The organism is Gluconacetobacter entanii (assembly GCF_013155425.1).
GTDB classification, from domain to species: domain Bacteria; phylum Pseudomonadota; class Alphaproteobacteria; order Acetobacterales; family Acetobacteraceae; genus Novacetimonas; species Novacetimonas entanii.
Map to the genome: position 1 here is coordinate 1 of NZ_JABJWD010000069.1, position 21806 is coordinate 21806.

The following is a 21806-nucleotide window of genomic DNA, read 5'->3' on the forward strand; positions in this document are numbered from 1 at the left end:
GGCGTCTGTCAGTACGAAGCGATCCATACAGGCTTTGAATCATATGCAGATGCTTGAAAAAAGCATAATTCCCAACAGGCCCCAAAAAAAACCCTCAATAATGTCGCCTTTTTAAAAAAGGCGACATTACGGAGCAGAAGATCCAGCCTTACTGCCCGGCAGGAAGCACCGGCAACGTGATGTGCGACGGGCTTGCCGCCGTTGCAAAGATACGCTGTGTGGCTGGCTTGAAGTCCGTTTCCTTTGCCTGGTAGATGCTCTCGACCCATGTCTGCGGATTACGGTCAATCAGCGGGAACCATGTGGACTGCACCTGCACCATCACGCGATGCCCCTTGAGGAACACATGGTCATGGTCACGCAGCGGCACGTCCCAGTCCTGCACCTTGCCCGGTACAAGCGGTGCGGGATGGGAGAAATCGTGCAGGTAACGCCCACGCCGGACCTCCATGGCGATGGGAAGTTCATACCCGTCAAGGGAATCCGCCCATGTCGCTGCGTCCGGATGCGCGACAAAGGCCTTCTGGTCCTTTTCCGGGAACACATCAATGAGTTTCACGACGAAATCGGAATCCCGGCCCGACGTGGAGGCGAACAGGTGCGCCTCCAGTGGGCCGGCAACCCGCAGTTCCTCCTCCAGCGGCGCACTGGTGAAGGTCAGCACATCGGGACGATGATCGACAAAGCGCTGGTCATTGGTTTCCCATGTCCGCCATTCCGGCGTCGGATAGGTCGGTGAAATCGGTCGCGCGCGATAGGGAACGGGATTGGCCGGGTCCGAAACATACTGCCGGAACGGGGCCTCGCCCGATTTCGGCGGCGTGAAGGACAGCGTGCCGTCGGAATGGAAATACAGCTCCTTCGGCGTGACGTCGGCAGGCGGCCATGTGGCGTACTGGCGCCACCGGTTCGACCCGGTTTCGAACATCTTGGCCTTCCAGTTCGGCTTTTCCCCTTTTTCATGCAGGTAATAGCGGAAGAAGGGGGCTTCGATCTGTTCGCGGAATTCCTCCGCCGTCCTGTGGCCTCCCATGGGCAGCAGGCCGATATTTTCCCCGTCCGTCCGCTGCCAGCCTCCATGATACCATGGGCCACCGACAATGAAATTCGTGTTGTCCGGGTCATGCTGCTCTGCCCCGCGGAAGATCTTCCACGGCCCCCACGGATCTTCCTGGTCCCAGAATCCCGCGACATTCAGGTTCGGGACGGTGGAGGCATGAACCTTGTTGACCCAGGCCTCCTCTTTCCAGAATGCGTCATAATCGGGATGGGCCATGACGCTGTTCCAGTAATCCAGCTTCCCATGCAGGTATTTCGCGTTGATATTGGTCAGCGGACCAAGCGAAAGATACCAGTCATAAACGTCATGTTTACTGAAATCGAAGTTGGTGTTCGCATTGCGGTCCGCCTCCTCCAGCACGGTATATTCGAAGGTATAGCTTTCCCTGAGCGCACCATAATGATGATCGTCATCATTCATCCACTGATCGGCAGGCGATGCCTGCTCACTGATCGCCTTGAGCGCGGGATGCGGGTTCAGAAGCGTAAGGCCCGCCGTCAGGCCGGCATACGACACGCCGTAGATGCCGACACGGCCATTATTCTGCGGGACGTTTTTCACCAGCCAGTCGATGGTGTCCCATGCATCATTGACCTCGTTGGCCTGCTTGGGATCATTCCTGTCATAACGCGAGGTCTTGAGAAACTCGCCTTCCGATTTGAACCGTCCGCGAAGGTTCTGGTACACCATGATGTACCCGTCCTTCTGGAATGCCTGCCAGCTTGGCAGTTCCCTTGAGACGGGCTTGACGGATTCCCGATCGACGGTTGCCTGATCCGGTACGCCATAGGGCGTGCGGATGATCAGGATCGGCAGCGGCCCGCTCTGGTGCGCGGGGGTGACGATCACGGTCTGCAGGTGCGCGCCATCACGCATGGCGATCATCACCTCTTTCGCGACATAGCCGCTTTTCGGGGCCACCTGCCCCACATCGTCAGCATGGGCACTGGCAGGCGGCATGACCGCCGGAAGCGTCAGGACGGAAAGCAGGAGCAGGGTTCTGAAGGCCGGGGCACGGTGTGCAAGGGTCATCTGGGTCTCGGTCACATGGGGTTCGATACGATTGTGTCACAAAAAAATCCCCCATACAAACCGTTTGGATCGCCATGACATTTTCATGAAATCCCGGCATTTTCCGCCTTTTCAGGCCAAAGGCCGCGCCCGGAAACTTTCATTTCCATGGAAAAGTTTTCTGAAATAACAGATCAGTCCCCAAAAACGCCCAGAGCATTCAGCAGCGTTGTCCGCAATGCCTCGAAATCCGGGTCCGCATGATGGCGCGGACGGGGAATGTCGATTGGCACATCCATATGGATCCGTCCTTCCTGCAGCACCAGAACCCGGTCCGCCAGCAAAAGCGCCTCGTCCACATCATGCGTCACCAGCAGGATCGAACAGGCATGCCGGGACCATAGCCGCAGCACCAGACGCTGCATCTGCAACCGCGTCAGTGCATCGAGCGCGCCGAAAGGTTCGTCAAGCATGATGAAATCCGGATCACACACCAGCGCACGCGACAGGGCGACACGCTGCGCCTCCCCACCGGAAAGCGTCAGGGGCCATGCCTCCGTGCGATGCGACAGGCCGACCTCGCCCAGCAGTCGCTCGGCGCTGCCGCGATCGGCTTTCCCTTCCGGCAGGGTCGCCAGCGCGACATTCTGCCAGACGCGCATCCATGGCAGCAGGCGGCTTTCCTGAAACATGACCGCCTTGTTGGCGGGCACCACGACCTCCCCGCGTGTGGGATGGTCCAGTCCGGCCAGCATCCGCAGCAGCGTTGACTTGCCCGAACCACTCCGCCCCAGCAGGGCGACGAATTCCCCCGCCCCGATCGTCAGGTCAAGGTCGTTCAGGACAGGTCGCCCTTCCCCGAACCGGTGCATGAGGCCACGCACCTGCACGTCACCACGCTGCCGCAGGGCCAAAGGAGCATGCGTCATGTTACACCTTCCTCTCGCGCAGGGGACGCCAGACCAGCAGCCGCGCCTCCAGGAAACGCACGACCTGATCCGAAAGCAGTCCCAGCACGCCATAGATGACCAGTCCGACCAGAATGATGTCGGTCCGCAGGAAATCCTGTGCATCCATCATCATGTGGCCGATGCCGCTTTCCGCATTCACCTGCTCCGCCACCACAAGCATCAGCCATGAAATCCCGACGGCAAACCGCAGTCCGACCAGGAAATCGGGCAGCGCGCCGGGAATGACCACGTGACGGATGGTCGCCCGGCGCGACAGGCCAAGCAGCGACGCCATCTCCATCAGTTTGGGGTCCACCGCGCGAATGCCCTTGTGCAGGTTGAGATAGACGGGAAACATCGCCCCCAGGGCCACCAGCAGGATCTTGGGCAGTTCCCCGATCCCGAACCACAGGATGAACAGCGGCACCAGCGCCAGCGCCGGCAGCGTCCGGATCACCTGCAATGGGGCGTCCACGATGTCTTCCCCCGTGCGCGACAGTCCCGCCACAAGCGCAAGGGCCACCCCCACCACCACGGCCAGAATCAGCCCCGCCGACGCCCGCAGGAGCGAGATTTCGAGGTTGGCGGACAACGTCCCGTCACATGCCAGCGCCCATCCGGTCTGCAGGATCTGAAGCGGAGACGAGAGGATGCGCGGCGGGATGAGGCCTGCCGATGAAGCCGCCTGCCAGCCGCCAAGCATGATCACGGACGATGCATAACGCCGCCATCCCCCACCCCATGCGCCCAGGCGGGCACGCCATGAGGGATGGGGAATGCGGACTGCCCCCTCCTGCCGGCGGTCTGCGCCGATATCTGTCAGTTCCTTCATGACGCCTGATTGATCCTCCCGACATGTGATGGCCTGCGGCAACGCACGCGCCTTTTTCCATCGCGCTTTTCACTTCTGTCAGCATGCAAATCCATCATATAACTGTTGTCAATGCATATTTATAAAACTATTGCCAATTTTCCACGTTACGGTGATGTTGTTTCACCTTCGACCGATTCGGAAGTGTTGTTTTATGGCTTTCACGAACATGCAGCCGCCAATATCCACGCGGAAGGCGAACCGACCGGGCCCCGGCGTCCCGGAACGGCTTGTCATGACGTCGACCTTTTTTGCCTGCTGCCTGTTCATTACCCCTGACGCCCATGCGGCCACCCGGACAGCGTCGCAGGACACGGCCCGGCCCACGCCGCATCTTGTCAGGGGCAAGGCCGCCGCCAGCGCTCCTGTCATCAGCCACGGCATGGAAACCATACATGTGCGTGGGGCGGCATCGACGTCCCGCCGCCAGGTGCTTGCACATCAGAATGATCCCGTCTCCGTCACGACCGTGACGGAAAAGGACCTGCAGTCACACCAGATCACCAACCTGCAGCAGGCGCAGAAACTTCTGCCGTCGGTGACACTTCAGGTCACGAATCCGCGCAATACGGCAATCAACATACGTGGCCTGGGGAATTTCAGTTCCACCGCGCAGGATGGTCTGGAAAATGGAACGGCGGTCTATATCGACGGCGTTTACCAGACCCGGCCGGGGGCCGTCCTTTACGATATCACGGATCTGAGCGGGTTCGAGGTGCTCAAGGGACCGCAGGCGACACGTGGCGGCGTCGATAATGATGGCGGGATCATCAACATCACCACGGCCGCCCCGTCCTTCAGACGGCAGTACAGCGTCACGGGCGATTACGGCAGTTACAATACGGGAAACATCCGGCTGCGTGCGACCGGGGCCGTCGGCAACAGTGACAGGGTTGCCTACAGCATCTCCGGTTTTTCCAATAACCGCGACGGTTACGTCAGAAACGTGACAACCGGGCGCATGTATCAGGATTACCATGATATCGGCGTAAAGGGGCAGATCCTTGCCAACCCGACGGACAGGCTGAGCCTGCGCCTGATTGCCGATTACACGCATCTGCGGGGCAGTTGCTGCGTGTCCGTTCCCTCCACGATGCTGTCAAATTACGCCAATGGCGCGGCAATTTCTGGCACCTATGCACAGCGCGCGGCCTATGCCGGGGCGACGGCAATTCCGGCGCACAGTTTCAGGGACATGCTGATCAGCGGTCCGGGCAGCCAGGCCTATGACCAGGAATCCTACGGCGTGTCTCTGGACCTCAACTATCGCCTTCCCCACGGCTGGAAACTGGAAAACATCGCCGCGTGGCGGACATGGTACTGGTATCCGCACAATGCCTATACCGGCGGGACAGGCATCATTCCGGGCATCTGGGCACAGACCGCTGGCAACAACCAGGTCTATGAACAGCATGCGACAGAGGAACTGCGCATCTCCTCCCCGGAAAACCGGCCATGGCAGGTCAGCGGCGGCGTGTTTTACATGTACGAGGCCGTGCCCGATTCCATCTATGACGCCATTACCCCGCAGGGGGCGAAATATTATGGCTATGGCTACAGCCCTGCGGTCTATAACGCCGCCCTGAATGGTTATGGCTACAGCGCATCGGACGACCCGGTTACGAACTCCCTGGCCGGGTATGTCAGGGCGAAATACCAGATCAGCCGGAAACTGAGCGTGGAAGGCGGATTCCGCTACTCCTTCGTCACCAAATCCGGCGGATATGAGTCATTTACAAGTTCCGGTCAGTCATTTTCCGGCCTGTCGGCAGCGGATGCCAGCCTTGCGACGACATTGCGCAATTCCATGTTCGGGGCGCCGATGTCCTATCGTGCCTTTCATCGTGAAACGGAACCCAGCGGCAGCCTCAGCCTTGTTTACAGGCCCAATGGCGCGCAGTTGCTTTATGCGACATACAGCCGTGGCGTCAGGAACGGTGGCATCAACGTGGCGAACCTGAATGTATCGCAGGGCGCCAATCCCGACGTGAAGCCGGAACTGAATGACATGTTCGAATTTGGCATCAAGAACGCCTTTTTCAACAAAAGGCTCCTGCTGAACGCATCGGCATACTGGAACAACATCCACAACTACATTACCAGCGCCAGCTACTATACGCCAACGGGAACGATCATTTCCTATCTTACCAATGCGAATCACGTCATTTCGCGCGGGTTCGAACTCGATGCGCGCGGCACGCTGGCACCGGGGCTGGAGGGGCGGCTGTCCGCTGCCTATACGGATGCGTTCTATGCATCGTTTCGCAATGCGACACAGCCGCTTGAATCCTCCAACGTCAAGACCATGAAAGACCTTTCAGGAAACCAGATCCCGCTCAATTCCAAATGGAACCTTTCGGCGGGGCTGGAATACACCATTGCGTTCCAGTCGTTCCTCCCTGCCTCCGCGCACTGGGGATCCAACCTCCTGCTCTATATTGGCGGGGATTATACCTATCGCAGCAGTTATTACGCGGATCCGTCCGAATCCGCCTACACCCGGATCGCGCCATATGGCCTGTTCGATGCCCATATCGGCACACGCCCGCGTTCAGGAAAATGGGACGTCAGTTTCTGGGGACATAACATGCTGGACAAACGCTATTTCATTACCATGACCCCGCAGGCCAACGGGGGGCTGTTTTATGGACAACTGGGCGATCCTGCCATGTTTGGCGGCGAATTCACCTATCACCTCTGAAAACATGGCAGGAAGGAAAACCAGATGATGCTGGACCGACGCACCCTGATGACATTGATGCTTTCAGGCGCCACGGGCATGCTGCTTGAAAAGAAAGCGTTTGCAGCCGAAAAAAGGATAAGGATCGGGTATCAGAAATACGGGACACTTGTCCTCATCAAGGAAAAGGGCTTTCTGGAGACCGCGCTGGCCAATACGGGCATTACGGTCGAATGGTCGCAGTTTCCTGCCGGCCCTCCCCTGCTGCAGGCCATGGCCGCAGGGGCGATAGATGTGGGGCAGACCGGCGACCTGCCCCCTGTCTTTGCCCAGGCCAATATTCCGGATTCCATCGTCTATTTCGGTCATGAACCCAAATCCGGGTCAAGCGAGGCCATCATTGTCCATGATGACAGCCCGATCCGGAGCATTGAGGACCTGAAAGGCCGAAGGGTCGCGGTGACACGCGGATCGGACGCCAACTGGCTGCTGTTGTCGAGCCTTTTGCAAAAAGGGCTTTCGTTTCATGACATTCACCTTTCCTATCTCCTGCCTGCCGCCGCAAGGCCAGCGTTCGAGGCCGGAACCATCGACGCCTGGGCGATATGGGATCCCTACCTCTCCGCCGTGGGGCAGAAAACACGCGCCCTTGCCACTGGCGCGGACATAAAGGGCGCGATGTCTTTCTACCTCTCCAGCGTTTCTTTCTATCAGAACAGTCCCGACCTTCTTGTGGCCGTCAGGAACGCCATCATCGAATGCGACAACTGGGCGCAGGCACACAGGGAAGATGTCACGCGGATCCTGGCCAGCAGCACCGGACTGGCACCCGATATCGTGCGCAATTCCGTCGAAAAACTGCCCTTCAGGTTCAATGCCATGGATGACGACAGCATTGCACAGCAGGAAGAAATCGCGGCCGCCTTTCACAAGGAAAACCTTATCGGCACGCTCCCTGACATCAGGAAAAGCATCGCCACACTGAAGGGATGATGGCAGCCGTCAGTAATCCGTCATGAAACCTTCATGTAAAATCCACACTCACCATTCCTGTGCTGCCGTAGGGTAACATCTTTATTGCTGATGTTACCTGCGGAGCATGCCATGAAGCAGTCGGATCGCCGTTCCTTTCTGAAATTCCTGGGAGCAGGCGTAACCGCCACAGCATTGCATGACAGCATCCGCAGCGCCCTTGCGCTTCCGGCCAACACCCGTACACGCTCCATCAGGGATGTCGAGCACATCGTCATCCTGATGCAGGAAAACCGGTCCTTTGACCATTATTACGGTACACTTTCCGGGGTGCGCGGGTTTGGTGACCCCCGGGCCATGCGCCTGCCCAACGGGCGGCCGGTCTGGGAACAGCCACATGGGAAGGGCGTGCTGCTGCCGTTTCGCCCGGCGGTGGATAACCTCGGCCTGAGTTTCATCGGTGACACCCCTCATGACTGGAACAGCACGCATCGCGCATGGAACCATGGCCGATGGGATGGCTGGGTCGCGCACAAGACGCCTTCCACCATGATCCACTTCAACCGGGCGGATATCCCCTTCCATTACGCGCTGGCCGATGCGTTCACCATCTGCGACAGCTATCACTGTTCGGTCATGGGGCCGACCTATCCCAATCGCAACTACATGTTTACCGGATGGACGGGCAATGATGGCAGGGGATATGGTCCGCAACTCGACACGAACGACATGGTCTGTGACTGGCCGACCTATCCTGAACGACTGGAAGCCGCAGGCGTGTCATGGAAGGTCTATCAGGACGTTGGCTCCGGCCTGACGGCCCGGAACAGATGGGGTGACGATCAGAACCACTATATCGGAAATTCGGCCAACAATACCCTTCTTCGCTTCGTCAATTACCAGACCGCAAAAGCACGCAGCCCACTGGCACGCAAGGCCCGAAGCGGCACGAACATCGCCGTGTCAGGCACACTGTTCGATGACCTCCGGCGGGATGTGGCAAACACCACGCTGCCGCAGGTTTCATGGCTGATGTGTCCCAATGCCTATGACGAACATCCCAACTGGCCCGCAAATTATGGCGCATGGTTCATATCGCGGATCATCGAGACATTGACGTCCAACCCGGACGTCTGGGGCCGGACCGCCCTTTTCATCACCTATGACGAGAATGATGGTTTTTTTGACCACATCATGCCCCCCGTCCCCCCGGCCGATCCGACACAGGGGCAGTCCAGCATTTCAACAGAACATGAAATCTTTCCCGGCAGCGCCATGCATGATGCAGGCCCTTACGGACTGGGACCGCGTGTTCCGATGCTGGTCATCTCCCCATGGAGCAGGGGCGGATGGGTCAATTCCGAGGTCTTTGACCATACCTCCCTCATCCGTTTTATCGAACGGCGTTTTGCAGGGGATCATCCCGGACTGGTGGAAACACAGATCACCCCGTGGCGGCGCGCCATCTGCGGCGACCTGACGTCCGCATTTGATTTTGCAGACCCGAACACGGCACTCCCCCCGCTTCCCGCCACCACATCCTATGCCCCCCGGGACCAAAATGTTCACCCCAGTTCCGTCGTCACCCTTCCCACGCACCAGACCATGCCGGTCCAGGAACAGGGCATCCGGCGTGCGCGGCCCCTTCCCTATGACCTGCATGTCACTGCGCGTATCGATCATGGCGGCACGGATATACAGGTCATGTTCGTCAACTCCGGCAAGGCAGCAGCAATATTCCATGTGCGCGACATTGCCGGGGATGCCCCGCCACGCTCCTATGGCGTCGCACCGGGCGGGACACTTTCGGACCGATGGATGACAGATGCCCATGGTCATTATGATCTCGATATCCACGGTCCCAATGGTTTCTTTCGTGGCTTTGCCGGACGGATGCACCGAAAATACGGAGAGATATCGGTCGCATCTGAAAATGATCCTGTTACCGGGAAATGTATCCTCATGCTGCATGCCCCATTGACCCACTTTCGGGTCGAAGATGCCTATACAGGCCATGTGACGGACTGCCCAGCTTCTGCCTCCCCGGTCCAATTGGACATACAGACCAAGGAGACATCCGGATGGTATAACCTGATCCTGCGCGACAGGCATCATCATCTTACATGGCGTATTGCCGGACATGTCGAAACAGGACGTGACAGCACAACCGATCCGGCCATTGGCCGTCATACCTGTTGAGCAGTTGCCATGACAGGCAAGCCCTGATTGCATTCTTGATATTCATGGGTCCAGCGGATCCCGGGGATCCGTTGCATTGCAGCGTGCATCAGGATGAAAGGGAATGGCAAAAGGTGAGATACGCTTACCCAAAGTCCCCGGTTCACATCCCAGTTCCTTCTGGTTCCGCTGTGCAAAGGTCTGGCTTTCGATATAGGCACTCTGGTCCTGATCCGTAATAATCAGGGCAGGCTGCTGTTGCGGCGCATTGAGGGTGGCCAGTTGGCGTGACGCATTGCGCAGATTGGTCGTGGTATGCCGGGCATATGGTTCCATGATGACATTGCGTTCCGGAATCCCAAAACGCGTGACCAGTGCACGACGCATTTCTTCTGCTTCAACATAACGGGTCTGCGCGGGATGGACAGCCCCACCCGAAACAAGGATGAAAGGCGCCAACCCTTTGCGGAATGCCTCTACCGCCAGCATCAGGCGGAATTTCCCCATCGCCGACAACGCCACACCCGCCTGTTCCGGTCCTGCACCGGGTACGATTATTGCGGTATAGGCATAGTGCCGCCAGTTCAGGTTTCGCGCGGCATGAAGGGCCTGCGCGTTCCATTCCTGCCACAGCATCGGAAAATGTATGGCATCATCACGATCGTTCATGTCCAGCATGAGCATGGCATAATGTATCGGCGCAGAAAAAACGTCCTCATCTGGCTGCGGTGCCACCTGAAGGGCGTGCAGTTGCAGGCCGGAGACCAACTGACCGTAATCCTTTGCTGTTGCATCCTGCGCCATCGCGTCGATACGCGGGTAATGTGGTGATGCGCCTTCGCCATATACGGACAGGATATAATTGACCGCATCCGCATCACGTTGCCATTGCGCAGCGCCATAGGTCCTGAATACAGGCAGGCGCGCAGCAAGACGTGCAAAGACCTCCCCGATAATGCGCCGCTCATCCGATGTAATTTTCCATGCCTCCACCTCACATCGTGGTGCGGGCATGCATTTCAGTGCATCAACGGCGCGCATACGGCGATCCTGCAGGATTTTCTGTATATCACCTTCGGAAAAAATGGTTTTTTTCAATCCTGCATTCGACATGATGTCCGAAAACTGCGGAAATATCCGACGCTGCAGGCTCTCGGTGACATGATCCCGCTCCTGCGGGATAGTTTGTGCCGCCATTGGTGACACGGCGCCGAACAACCCGGCACATATAATAACAAGACGTGTCCTGAACAGTATTTTTCTCAAATTTCACTTCCTTGACAGACGTGAAGAATATCCACGGGGCAGCGCCATGGACTGCATGCAGGATATCGCAAACAAGATGGTTCCTACAGAAGAAAAGCGAACGAAACCAGTTCCACGACTGCCGACAGATGATTTTCATGAAACAGAAATAAAAACATCACGAAACAATCACACGTCTTCTTTCATGCATTCCGTAGAAGTGTCCCATCCTCAAAAGGAACACATCTACGGGACCGCTTACCATGCTGGACACGAAATGAACGGGGGCAGGACAGATCCGGACATTGCCATGACTGCATCATGATGGCTGCCGTCATGTCTGTTCGCATTTCTTTCCATAAGCTTCCTTTTCTGAACCTTACCTTTCCAGATCCGGGTGTTTTCAATGAAAATTCTGACCATCAGAAAATACGGCACATCATATGGCCGCCTGCGTTGCCATCTTTTTTCCTCGTGCATCATGATGACCTGCGGTATTCTGATGAACACGGAGCAGTCCTTTGCCGCACAATCTGACAGGACATCCCCGTCAGGAAAATTCGGGAACGTAACATCTGGCTCCCCCCGTTCGCATGCGCCTTCGACAACGACGCGCAAGGAGACCAGACCGCGTCAGGAGAGCGAAGAACTGAGTGTCGTTGCGCAACATCGCAATTCCGGAGGCGGCCTTCTGGTCCGCCAGACAGCGCCTGTTGCCGTCAGTGAAGTTTCGCGTGCCTATATTTCCAAACAGGTTCCAACCGTTTCGCCAACACAATTGATCGCCAGCCTTCCGGGCGTTCAGGCAGGTAACGAAGGTCCATTGAACACCGAAACGGAAACCATGCATATCCGCGGACTGGACCAGACACAGATCGGTTTCCTGTTTGAAGGTGTCCCGGTCTCGGACGCCTTCAGTTATGCGCCCTGGGCGTCGTCAATGGTCGATAATGAAAACATCGCCTCGGTCAAGGTCACGCAGGGGTCCGTTGATCTGTCTGCGCCGCTTTACAATGCGGACGGGGCCATTGTTTCGATGCAGGAAATCCGTCCTTCGGACAAATTCGGCGGCAGCGTTGATTTCGCCGGCGGCACCCACAGCCTGCAAAAGCAGTTCATTCGCCTCAATTCCGGTGAAATCGGCCATAGCGATGTCAGGGCCTTCGCTTCGTTCTCCCACTCCGCAGGCAACCTGTGGCGCGGGATGGGCAATATCGAGCGTTATCATATTGATGCCAATCTCGAAAAACGATGGTCACGCAACAGTACATCCGATATCGTATTTGGATATACCACGTCCCACCAGAATATCTATCGCAATCCATCCCTGGCACAGTGGAACCAGTATGGGACCAGCTTCAATTATGATGGCAAGTATCAGGCCGGGGATTCGAACTATTACGCCATTAACGAACGTTTCACAAATGTCGTGTTCGGCGCGATACATAACGACTTCGCCCTTGCCAAGGGACTGACGTTACATGTTGAACCCTACACTACTTTCCAGAGTGGCCCGAACAATTATGGCTCCACGATCCCCATCGCCGGGGGGTATATCGGAACGCAGCAATACAGCTACCTTGACGGCTACGCAGGGCAGTCCGGCAAGGTTACGGTTGAGAGCGTACATCCGTGGCGACAGAACACCAGCGGCTTTACGACCAACCTGAACTGGAAGACGAAACACAATTCGCTTTCCGTATTTTACTGGTATTCCTATGGCGGTCACACCGAATATCAGGACCAGTATCCCCTCTCCTCCACCGGTTCATGGAATTATGGAGAAAAATACCTGACGGCCAACGGTATGCGTGTTACCGGATATCAGGAAAATACACGCCAGCAGGTCAACGCCATCGGCATTGATGACAAGGTCACCCTGCTTGGCGGCCGGCTTGTCCTTGATGCTGGCTTCAAGGCCTCCATGGCATCGGTTACCGCAACGGAAGATCTGCCGGGGGCGACGCCCTACAAGGCCGGGAAGAATTATTTCGAGCCTACGCCACAGTTTCTGGCCAGCTATAACATCACCCGGGCAGATCAGGTCTACATGAATGCCACGACATCCTACCGACTGCCTGCCGGATGGAGTCCGTATGTGCAGCAGTTCTCCATGACGTCCCCCAAACCTTCGAGTGAGCCGACCGCCAACCTGAATGCGGAATATTTTATCGGCGAAGAAGTCGGTTACCGGCATAATGGTCCGATCAACTTTTCCGCATCATGGTTTCATTACAACCTGACGAATCATCAGATTTCAAGTTCATCCTACCTTCCGGGAACAAGCGTACTGATCAGTACTCCAATTTCCGCCGGCGGTGAGGAGGCATGGGGATTTCAGGGCGAAATCGGCACACGTCCCTGGCACCATATCAGTGCCTATGCTTCGGGCCAGTATCTCCATACTGCGATTGGCAATAATGTGAACGCAGGCACGGATTACCTGCCTACCAAAGGGAAGGAGGAACCCGGTTCCCCCAAATGGAGCGGCGCGATCGGCCTGACCTATGACGACGGAACCTATTTCAGCAATTTCAACCTGCGTTATCAGGGGCGGCAGTATTCCACCCTGATGAATGACCAGAAAATCCCCGGATATATTACGGCGGACCTGAATATCGGCCGCACGCTCCCATCGTTCCATACCCATGTCCATCCGAAAATAATGCTTAACCTGGTCAACATGGGCGGTGTCAACTACCTGTCTTCCATCAATGGGTTTGGCATGACCGCCGTGACCCGCAAGGGAATTCAGGGCAATACGGTCAGCGCCTCCACACCGACCTACGTCGTGGGGTCCGCCTTTACGGCGATGGTGTCACTGACCGCTGATTTCTGATTGATCCGGCCTGCCGTCGCACGTGTCATGGCATCACGTTTGGGGCAGGCATCTTCACGATGCCCCGTGGAGGCATGACGTCAACAGGGTATGGCTTGTTCATTTCCTGAAACTGTCCGAATATGCAGGCTCACTTCCACGTCCCGGAGCAACCTGTCGGACACCTCATGGATATCCCATCATGCCTCGCCTCCTGATCGCTGCCGGCCTGCTTCTTGTCCTGGCGGGAATATTATGGCCCTTTCTTTCACGCCTGCCGATTGGCAGGCTTCCCGGTGACATTTTGATCCAGCGGCAGAATTTCACATTCTATGCCCCCATTACGACATGCCTGCTGCTGGGTGGCGCGGTTTCGCTGATCATGTGGATGATCCGGCGATAGAACAGGTGCAGACTCCCTCCCTCTCTTTCGACTTCATGAATACCAGTTCCATAAAAGAACAAAGACAGGAAACAGGTTGATGAACTCCAGAATCCTTGTTGTCGGTGCTGGCGCTGTGGGTGGATATTTCGGAGCCCGCATGGCATCGGCCGGACATGACGTTACATTCCTGGTGCGTCCCCGGCGGCATGCCCAACTGCTTGCCGAGGGCCTGTCCCTGCGCAGCACCATCGGGGATACAACCATCAGTCCCACAATGGTGACGGCCCAGGACATTACGGCCCCTTACGATATCGTCCTGCTCAGTGTAAAGGCATATTCCCTTGACGCGGCAATGGACGATTTCTCTCCTGCCGTGGGACCTGCGACCCGTATCATACCGCTTCTCAATGGCATGCTGCATCTTGATCTGCTGGCGGAGCGTTTTGGCCAGAATGCTGTCATGGGTGGAACCTGTTTCATTGTCAGCAAACTGGACAAGGAGGGCCGGATCATCCAGAGCGGCCCCCTGCCACGACTGTCGTTCGGGGAAATGTCAGGACAGGAAACAGCGCAGGCACGACAGATTGAAAAAGCCTTTTCCAGCCCCGGATTTGAAACCATCTGTTCGCAACATATCGTACAGGATATGTGGAATAAATGGATCCTGCTGGCGTCCCTGGGCAGCATATGCTGCCTGATGCGGGGCACCGTGGGGGAAATCGCCGAACAGCCACATGGAACAGACTTTACATGCGCGGTCATCAGGGAATGTGCCGCGATCGCCACGGCAGAAGGCCATTGCCCGGATGCAAAAACCATCGACGACACGACCCGGCTACTTTGCAAAAATGGTTCGCCGCTCACGTCGTCCATGTTCCGTGACCTGTCCCAGGGCGCACCGGTAGAAGCCCACCAGATCATCGGTGACCTGGTCGCACGGGCCCGGAAACATGGTCTCGAAACACCGCTTCTTGACCTGACCAACCTCAACCTGCAGGTTTATGAACTCCAGCGCCGCCAGCGCGCGACTGCGTGACGCGCCAGCATCGGGAAGACCACGACAGCAATCTTTCCGATGTGACATCAATGCATCAGAAGGCAATGTTGACGGCCGTGCTCAATACCACGGCGTCCTTGAACGTCCTTGTTCCGCCAACATGGTTGACATACTGGAAGTCTGGCTTGATCGACAGGCCATCCATGATGTGGAAACCGTAATAGGCTTCATAGATCGTTTCGTGCCCCTGAATGCCATATGGCACGCCAAAGTTCGCCCCCGGAAGGGGCAGGCCATGCGTTGCGGCGGCTTCCTCCGCCAGAATGGCGGAACGGCTGAAATTCGCCCACAGGACCGCAATCCCCACGCTGTCCAGCGGGCGCTTCCACGCCGCCCCGGTATCCATCAGGACCCCGACAAGGGTATGATTGATCTGCGATGTCTGTCCCGAACCATAGGCATAATACCCGCCAAGGATCAGACCGTTCAGTTCACCCGGCCCATGCCGGAGCAGCATCTGATCCGCAATGACCCACAGCGATGTCTGCCCGCTTTCCTTGCGCGCGGGGAGTCCGCTCAGCACCCAAGGTTCGCCATTGATATCTTCATACAAATGATTGTAGCGGGAATTGTCATACATCACGCCCACCTTGTAATGCCCGATAAGGTGGTTACGACCGAATTCCGGAATCCAGCCGATTTCAACCTGCGTGGAGAGTTTCCCCAGTCCGTCCTGTCCCCATGACCACCCGGAGATACCGCCGTTATAGGCATGCGGAGAAACTGCAAACAGCCCCCCCATGATATAGAATTGCCTTATCGGCATCAGGCGCAGAACCGTACCGATATTTCCCGAGGGCCAGCCACGACCACCCGTCATGAATTTTGTCGGCGCCTCCCCACCACACAACCAGACGTTCATGAAGTTGCAGACCCATGGCGAGTTCTGGAAAAACACCCCGGTCGGAATCCAGCCGACAGACATGTCGATCTTGCGATCAAGCCAGGCTTTTTCAAAATAGGCCCAGACCATATGGGCAATCACGTTGCCACGGCTGCCATAGATCTGCTGCACCTGGTTGTCGTTGTCGCCAAAAAGTCGGCTCAGGTTCCGGCCATGCCCGTTCACCACAAGCAGGTGGAGCCACAGGTCCCTGGACCATGATCCTGCATTCAGCAGTTTTTCCCAATCGACATCCAGCGTGACACCAACCTGTCCTGCAACAGTTTCATCGCGCTTTTTGCCGCCAGAAACATTACCCGCAAGGTCTTCATAAACGTCAAAAGCAAGATACAGCCCGCGTTTCTGAAGCCATGGCTGCACACCGCCCCAATCGCCCAGCAGATGGGTCGTGCCGAATGGTGGACCAAAGGCCGGTGGGCCATATGGCGCCTGCAGGAAGCCCGGAATGGTCTGGTACAACGGCGTCGTCGGCTGGGTTTCGCCATAGGGCGTGGGGTTGGAAACTTCCGGCGGCCCTTTGGCCTTGGTCTTCTCGCCCAGGATTTTCTGGATCCAGCGTGGAAGTTTGACATCCTGCGAATTCTGCGTCGCGGGCTGGGTCTGCTGTTCCTGGGTGTCCTGCACGGAGGTATCCTGCACGGACTGTACCGTTGTATTCTGGTCCTCCGCCGCTACGGCCACGGACTGGTACATAAGGATACAGCCCAGACAGGCGGCAATCCAGAACGGTAGTTTCATGATTTTCCGGTGACATGAACGCCATATGACCGGGAGCAGGCAATTCAAAACGGACGGGAAAAATGATTCATGAAGGACGCGCATGCCCTGAACCTCATCCTGATGAAGATCATGAACCTGAATCAAACCAGACCTGATGACATCAAATGCTGCCCGTTCGTTTTTTTCGGGGATCCATGAACCATCAGCATCAATCCGGAACGGTCGCGCACCTGTTCGCGGGCCTGATGCGTGTGGTCATGTTCAGGGCATGTATCAGTCTGGCTTTTACCGGGTTCGTGAATTATTTTTATTTATTGTTAGCCACGAATATAACGGATATTCCTACAAAACACTTTTATGATCCCATCTCACCAGAATCATTGCGCCATCAATGCAACCACCCCGAAAACATCTTCAAAGCGTGTACCGATATGAATGTCTGATTGTGTCCTGCAGGAATTTCGTTGCCCGTTATAACGGGTCCGGCCCCGCACGGGTTGCTTTGCCGCGGGGGAATATTACCGTCACAAAATCGCGGACGGCTGCCACAACAGGGTCGTGGCCGTTTTTTCATACAGCTTCCCTTGCGGAAAGCTGACCAGTTCCAGTTGCATCCCCCACGGGGCCAGAAAATATATCCATGTCTGGCCCGCGCTCGGTCCGCTATCGCGATAGGTCGGCTGCCCCAGCAGCCGTATGCCATGTCTTTTCAGATACGCAAGGGCCGCCTCAAAATCATCGACATAAAACGCCAGGTGATGGCCCCCGACATCACTGTTGAGCGGGGGAGAGAGGCGTTGCCCCGAGACCTCGTACTGGAAAATTTCAAAGTTCGGGCCATTCCGGCACCGGAAAAACCTCAACTCACGCATGATGGCGTCGGCAGGAACATTCAGGTGTTCTGTCATCCAGTCATCAGCGGACCGGAACGGCCCAAGGGAATAGACCTGTTCGCACCCGATGACATCGACGAAAAAACTGGTGGCCTCTTCAATATCCGGCACGGTAAAACCGACATGTTCCACACCGCGCAACCCCGGCAATCCGACCATGACCGCATCCCTTCCGTCTGAGGTTGCCCTGGCGTTACATCTGACCCGCCACTGCAGCTTCGTTCTTTTCGAATTCAAGGCGTGTCCTGCGGATATGCACCTGCAAAAGGCGCTCCGCATTGTAACTGTCGCGCCGCCGGATCGCGTCCATCAACAGCCTGTGTTCGGAATCAACAATCGTCCGCAGGCTGAACCCGACTTCATTCATATAGGCCCGGCGATATTGCTGTGTCGTGTTCCAGTAGCGCACGATCATGGCGTTCAGTTCAGGCAATGATGAATATTCATAACTTCGCAGATGGAATTCCCGGTCCAGGGGAATGAACGCCTCGACGGTCGTGACCTGTTCCATCCGCTCCACAAGCGCCTCAAGCCCGTCCATGGCCTCTGCCGGCATGCGCTGTGTGCTTTCGCTCAGGGCAAGGGGTTCTATACGTTCACGGATCTTGTAGATCTCCAGGCATTGCGCCTGGTTCATGTGGGCAACCCATGCGCCCCGGTTCGCCTGAAGCGTCAGCAGGCCTTCGCTTTGCAGGGCCTTGAGCGCTTCCCTGACGGGAATACGGCTGGCGCCGAAATGTGCCGAGTAATCTTCCTGGCGAATGCGTGTTCCCGGTGCAAGTACGCCCGACAGGATATCGTGCCGCAACGCATCGGCAATCCGGCGGGCCGTAGGTGCAAGTGGCTGGGAGGCTGCATTGTCGGTCATACGTTACCCTGCATGGAAAATCATGATCCCACCGCCATCAGGATTTCACCGGCCCGTCCTCCGCCAGTCCCGAAAGGGGCACGGCAATCCCGCATGCTGGCGGTTCGCCAACGGGTGTAAAGGATTCCACCAGTATGGCAATAGCGACAAATCCCGCCAGCAACATGACCGATGCGCAGAGGAACGCCGCACCAAACGATCCGGTCAGGCTTACCAGATATCCCGTCAGGACGGTTGCGATGATCCCCGCGCCGTTATTGACGAAATTCGCAATCCCGGTCACCGTGCCCCCGACCCCACGCGGCGCAACCAGTGAAGGCAGGCTCCAGATGATCGGGGCGGCACTGGACAGGCCCCCAAGGGAGATGGATATCCAGAACACCGCCCATCCGGGACGATGCGTAAAAATGGCCCCGATCATCGCCATGCCAAGCATGAAACCCAGCATGAGCATGGCCTTGCGTGTCCATGTGTCGTCATATCCACGGCGGCACAGCGCATCAATCAGCCAGCCCCCGACAAACAGTTCGCCAAGGGTCGCGACACCCCACGGTATCATGACGTAGATGGCGGACTGCATCATGCTGACATGCAGTTCACGGACAAGGTAATTGGGCATCCATGTCAGGAACAGCGTGAAAAAATACCCGTATGCGGCAAAGCCCAGGATGATGCCCCAGATCTTGCGCTGCCGCAGCAGGTGGGGAATGGTGGCCCAGCCACTTCCGGCCGTAGCCGTCCCTTCGGCACAGGCCCCGCCCGCCAGTATGTAACGATGTTCCTGTGCCGTCAGACGCGGATGCCGGGACGGATCGCGATAGCCAAGGAAAAAGGCAACCGCGTAACACAGGCTGAAACATGCGGTCATGACAAAGGACCAGCGCCAGCCAAGATGGACCGCGACAAGGGCAACAAGCGGGACGCCCACCACATTGGCAAACCGCGCGGACGCATCAAACACGGCCGTCGCCGTTCCGCGTTCACTGCGCGGGAACCAGTATCCGGTGGCTTTCGTACCGGCCGGATAAGCCGGTGCCTCCGCCAGTCCCAGCAGCATGCGCGCGCCAAAGAACCCCGCGAACCCCTGTGCCAGCGCCATCAATCCCGATGATACCGTCCACAGCACCGTGCTGAAGCGCATTGTCGCGCGCGCACCAAAGCGATCGGCCAGCAGCCCGCTGGGGATCTGGGCGAAGGCATAGACCCAGAAAAACCCGCTGAAAAGCCAGCCAAGCTGAATGTTTGTCAGGCCATATTCCCCCTGGATCTGCGGCGATGCCACCGAAAGGGCGATACGGTCGATATAATTGACGAAAACCCCAAGGGCGAGCAGACAGCCAATACGCCACCTGACCCCCGGCACCGGACGGGACTGGTCCATGACGACCTTCTTTCATTACGCGAAACCCTGCGGCAGGCGCGGGATTCACAGATATCCATTCGCCGTCCAGCCACCGTCCACCGACAGGACATGACCCGTGACATGGGCGCTGCGCGGTTCGCACAGATACAGCACCGCATCCGCGATCTCGCTCGCCTTGCCAAGGCGATGCTGCGGGGTGCGCCGTTCCAGCGCGGCCATGTCCAGTCGCCCCGATGCCGCAAGTTCACGCGTCAGGGCGCTGTCCACATATCCGGGCGCCACGCAGTTGACGCGGATGCCATAATCCGCCCATTCAAGGGCAAGGCATTTCGTCATCATCGCGATCGCGGCCTTGGTCGTACAGTACGAAAGACGCTGCGGCGCGGCGACAAGGGAATAGATCGAGCCGATATTGACGATGGTGCCCCTGCCCGCGCCACTCATGCGGCGCGCGGCCTCCCGGCTGCAGAAAAACGGGCCGTTGAGGTTGATGCCCACGACACGCAGCCAGCTTTCATCCGTCAGGTCAAGTGTCGGGCCGTTCCCGCTGATGCCTGCATTGTTGACCAGAATGTCGGGGGCTTTCCCTTCCTCATCAAACTGGCGGAACAGGCTGCGCACGGCGTCCGGGTCGGCCACGGACGCGACGTAGGGACTGGCCTGTCCCCCGGCCTCGCCAATGGCGGCACATGTCGCCTGCGCCGCTTTTTCCGCGACATCATTGACCAGGACAACGGCCCCTGCCCCCGCAAGGGCGATGGCGGTTTCACGGCCAATGCCCGATCCCGCGCCCGTGACAAGCGCCGTGCTGCCGGAAAGTGATTTCATGGATTTTCTCCGCTGAACGGTATTCTTATTTTATGACAACCGGATTCACTGGCGCGCCGGAACCGCCGACAACCTTCAGCGGGGCGGCGGTGTACAGGAACGACCACTGCCCATCGGCAGCACAGTCCTCCGCCAGCGCATCAAGGGCGATGATCTCGGTAAAGGTGATGCCGAGATTACGCATCAGCGCACAATGCAACGGCAGGACAACCCCGCTTTCGGGATCGACGGTCACCTCGTTGGCGATCGTGTCGGTCACAAGGTTGGGAATTTCCTTCTTGTGGAACCAGTGGACCAGTTCAGGGCTGTAGGTCAGGCCGGGTTCCAGAAAGTCCTTGTAGAATTCTTCCTTGGGCGTGCGATAGAATTTCCCGATCCAGCCCGTGCGGATCACCAGCACGTCATGGGGCATGATCTCGACGCCCTGCTGTGCCGCCGCCGCCTCAAGGTCCTCATGCGTGAAGGTCTCGCCCCGGTCCAGACAGTCCTTGCCCCGGAAACGCGCCATGTCGATCAGTACACCGCGCCCGACCACGCCACGTTCCGCGATGGGCAGCACGCTGGCCTTGCTCATCGCGCCCACCGTCGTCGTCGCGGGATAGCCGTTATAGAGGGTATTGTCGTACCAGACATGTCCCAGCGCATCGTACTGGCTGGATCCCTGCAGGTACATCACCACCATGTCATCGGCCCATTCGCCCCCACCCGACAGGGGTTCGGCCTTTCCACACATGAAATGGGCGCGATCCATGACATTGACCCGGTGCGCCGTCGCACGTCCGGGCCAGATCGGGTCCCCTTCCGGTGCTGCAATACGGATCCCCAGGGTAAATACTTTTCCCTGCCTTACGGAGGCAACACCACGCAGGACTTCCTGCGCGGTCAGGAAATTGAGGGAACCGACCTCGTCATCCTTGCCCCACCGCCCCCAGTTCTTGGGCAACTGTTCCAGCAGACGGCCAAGGTCGGGCATGTAGCACCGTAATTTGCTGTCAGCCATTAT

The 21806-nt window shown here is 57.5% G+C and carries 16 protein-coding genes; 6 read left to right on the top strand and 10 right to left on the bottom strand.

The features are described 5' to 3' along the window. Positions 1–148: 148 nt before the first annotated feature. The 3 genes from HNH97_RS12295 to HNH97_RS12305 form a co-directional block, all read right to left on the bottom strand. Positions 149–2092, bottom strand: coding sequence for a CocE/NonD family hydrolase (locus HNH97_RS12295; RefSeq protein ID WP_171791079.1), 1944 nt, complete (start codon positions 2090–2092; stop codon positions 149–151). A 173-nt stretch (positions 2093–2265) separates the two neighbouring features. Then, positions 2266–3000, bottom strand: coding sequence for an ABC transporter ATP-binding protein (locus HNH97_RS12300; RefSeq protein ID WP_171791080.1), 735 nt, complete (start codon positions 2998–3000; stop codon positions 2266–2268). Between the two features lies 1 nt (position 3001). Then, positions 3002–3724: an ABC transporter permease gene (locus tag HNH97_RS12305; RefSeq protein WP_244949430.1), complete on the bottom strand. Its 723-nt coding sequence runs from the start codon at positions 3722–3724 to the stop codon at positions 3002–3004. Between the two features lie 403 nt (positions 3725–4127). On the opposite strand from HNH97_RS12305, the gene HNH97_RS12310 reads away from it, so the two are divergent. The 3 genes from HNH97_RS12310 to HNH97_RS12320 all read left to right on the top strand — a co-directional run bounded on the left by HNH97_RS12310 (position 4128) and on the right by HNH97_RS12320 (position 9743). After that, positions 4128–6593: a TonB-dependent receptor gene (locus tag HNH97_RS12310; RefSeq protein ID WP_244949421.1), complete on the top strand. Its 2466-nt coding sequence runs from the start codon at positions 4128–4130 to the stop codon at positions 6591–6593. Positions 6594–6617: 24 nt separating this feature from the next. Next, entirely contained in the window at positions 6618–7565 is a 948-nt protein-coding gene (locus HNH97_RS12315) for an aliphatic sulfonate ABC transporter substrate-binding protein (RefSeq protein WP_171791083.1), read from the top strand. 111 nt (positions 7566–7676) lie between these two features. Continuing rightward, complete coding sequence (locus HNH97_RS12320; RefSeq protein ID WP_171791084.1) at positions 7677–9743, top strand: phosphocholine-specific phospholipase C; 2067 nt, start codon at positions 7677–7679, stop codon at positions 9741–9743. Positions 9744–9785: 42 nt separating this feature from the next. Here HNH97_RS12320 and HNH97_RS12325 read toward each other — a convergent pair whose 3' ends face one another. After that, on the bottom strand, positions 9786–10526 hold the full coding sequence (locus tag HNH97_RS12325; protein ID WP_171791085.1) for a YdcF family protein: 741 nt from the start codon (positions 10524–10526) through the stop codon (positions 9786–9788). 943 nt (positions 10527–11469) lie between these two features. On the opposite strand from HNH97_RS12325, the gene HNH97_RS12330 reads away from it, so the two are divergent. The 3 genes from HNH97_RS12330 (at position 11470) to HNH97_RS12340 (ending at position 15206) form a co-directional block, all read left to right on the top strand. Next, on the top strand, positions 11470–13806 hold the full coding sequence (locus tag HNH97_RS12330) for a TonB-dependent receptor (RefSeq protein ID WP_244949422.1): 2337 nt from the start codon (positions 11470–11472) through the stop codon (positions 13804–13806). A 181-nt stretch (positions 13807–13987) separates the two neighbouring features. After that, complete coding sequence (locus HNH97_RS12335; RefSeq protein WP_110914145.1) at positions 13988–14188, top strand: DUF2905 domain-containing protein; 201 nt, start codon at positions 13988–13990, stop codon at positions 14186–14188. Between the two features lie 79 nt (positions 14189–14267). Then, on the top strand, positions 14268–15206 hold the full coding sequence (locus tag HNH97_RS12340; RefSeq protein ID WP_171791086.1) for a ketopantoate reductase family protein: 939 nt from the start codon (positions 14268–14270) through the stop codon (positions 15204–15206). Positions 15207–15261: 55 nt separating this feature from the next. Here HNH97_RS12340 and HNH97_RS12345 read toward each other — a convergent pair whose 3' ends face one another. The 6 genes from HNH97_RS12345 to HNH97_RS12370 all read right to left on the bottom strand — a co-directional run bounded on the left by HNH97_RS12345 (position 15262) and on the right by HNH97_RS12370 (position 21803). Continuing rightward, a complete protein-coding gene (locus tag HNH97_RS12345; protein ID WP_244949424.1) occupies positions 15262–16869 on the bottom strand; it encodes a carbohydrate porin in 1608 nt (535 codons plus the stop codon). Positions 16870–17375: 506 nt separating this feature from the next. Further along, positions 17376–17903 carry a VOC family protein gene (locus HNH97_RS12350; protein ID WP_171791087.1) on the bottom strand — a complete coding sequence of 176 codons (528 nt, stop codon included), beginning with the start codon at positions 17901–17903 and terminating at the stop codon, positions 17376–17378. A gap of 34 nt (positions 17904–17937) precedes the next feature. Next, positions 17938–18612 (bottom strand): GntR family transcriptional regulator, encoded by a 675-nt coding sequence (locus HNH97_RS12355; protein WP_110914149.1) that lies wholly within the window; start codon positions 18610–18612, stop codon positions 17938–17940. A 37-nt stretch (positions 18613–18649) separates the two neighbouring features. After that, a complete protein-coding gene (locus HNH97_RS12360) occupies positions 18650–19993 on the bottom strand; it encodes an MFS transporter (RefSeq protein ID WP_171791088.1) in 1344 nt (447 codons plus the stop codon). Positions 19994–20038: 45 nt separating this feature from the next. Then, positions 20039–20803: an SDR family NAD(P)-dependent oxidoreductase gene (locus HNH97_RS12365; RefSeq protein WP_171791089.1), complete on the bottom strand. Its 765-nt coding sequence runs from the start codon at positions 20801–20803 to the stop codon at positions 20039–20041. 25 nt (positions 20804–20828) lie between these two features. After that, a complete protein-coding gene (locus HNH97_RS12370; protein WP_171791090.1) occupies positions 20829–21803 on the bottom strand; it encodes a cyclase family protein in 975 nt (324 codons plus the stop codon). Positions 21804–21806: the final 3 nt, after the last annotated feature.

What these genes read in the sequence shown, in the direction of transcription:
- HNH97_RS12295 (WP_171791079.1), bottom strand. Translation starts at nt 2,092, where the DNA reads ATGACCCTTGCACACCGTGCCCCGGCCTTCAGAACCCTGCTCCTGCTT.
- HNH97_RS12300 (WP_171791080.1), bottom strand. Translation starts at nt 3,000, where the DNA reads ATGACGCATGCTCCTTTGGCCCTGCGGCAGCGTGGTGACGTGCAGGTG.
- HNH97_RS12305 (WP_244949430.1), bottom strand. Translation starts at nt 3,724, where the DNA reads ATGCTTGGCGGCTGGCAGGCGGCTTCATCGGCAGGCCTCATCCCGCCG.
- HNH97_RS12310 (WP_244949421.1), top strand. Translation starts at nt 4,128, where the DNA reads ATGACGTCGACCTTTTTTGCCTGCTGCCTGTTCATTACCCCTGACGCC.
- HNH97_RS12315 (WP_171791083.1), top strand. Translation starts at nt 6,618, where the DNA reads ATGATGCTGGACCGACGCACCCTGATGACATTGATGCTTTCAGGCGCC.
- HNH97_RS12320 (WP_171791084.1), top strand. Translation starts at nt 7,677, where the DNA reads ATGAAGCAGTCGGATCGCCGTTCCTTTCTGAAATTCCTGGGAGCAGGC.
- HNH97_RS12325 (WP_171791085.1), bottom strand. Translation starts at nt 10,526, where the DNA reads ATGGCGCAGGATGCAACAGCAAAGGATTACGGTCAGTTGGTCTCCGGC.
- HNH97_RS12330 (WP_244949422.1), top strand. Translation starts at nt 11,470, where the DNA reads ATGAACACGGAGCAGTCCTTTGCCGCACAATCTGACAGGACATCCCCG.
- HNH97_RS12335 (WP_110914145.1), top strand. Translation starts at nt 13,988, where the DNA reads ATGCCTCGCCTCCTGATCGCTGCCGGCCTGCTTCTTGTCCTGGCGGGA.
- HNH97_RS12340 (WP_171791086.1), top strand. Translation starts at nt 14,268, where the DNA reads ATGAACTCCAGAATCCTTGTTGTCGGTGCTGGCGCTGTGGGTGGATAT.
- HNH97_RS12345 (WP_244949424.1), bottom strand. Translation starts at nt 16,869, where the DNA reads ATGAAACTACCGTTCTGGATTGCCGCCTGTCTGGGCTGTATCCTTATG.
- HNH97_RS12350 (WP_171791087.1), bottom strand. Translation starts at nt 17,903, where the DNA reads ATGGTCGGATTGCCGGGGTTGCGCGGTGTGGAACATGTCGGTTTTACC.
- HNH97_RS12355 (WP_110914149.1), bottom strand. Translation starts at nt 18,612, where the DNA reads ATGACCGACAATGCAGCCTCCCAGCCACTTGCACCTACGGCCCGCCGG.
- HNH97_RS12360 (WP_171791088.1), bottom strand. Translation starts at nt 19,993, where the DNA reads ATGGACCAGTCCCGTCCGGTGCCGGGGGTCAGGTGGCGTATTGGCTGT.
- HNH97_RS12365 (WP_171791089.1), bottom strand. Translation starts at nt 20,803, where the DNA reads ATGAAATCACTTTCCGGCAGCACGGCGCTTGTCACGGGCGCGGGATCG.
- HNH97_RS12370 (WP_171791090.1), bottom strand. Translation starts at nt 21,803, where the DNA reads ATGGCTGACAGCAAATTACGGTGCTACATGCCCGACCTTGGCCGTCTG.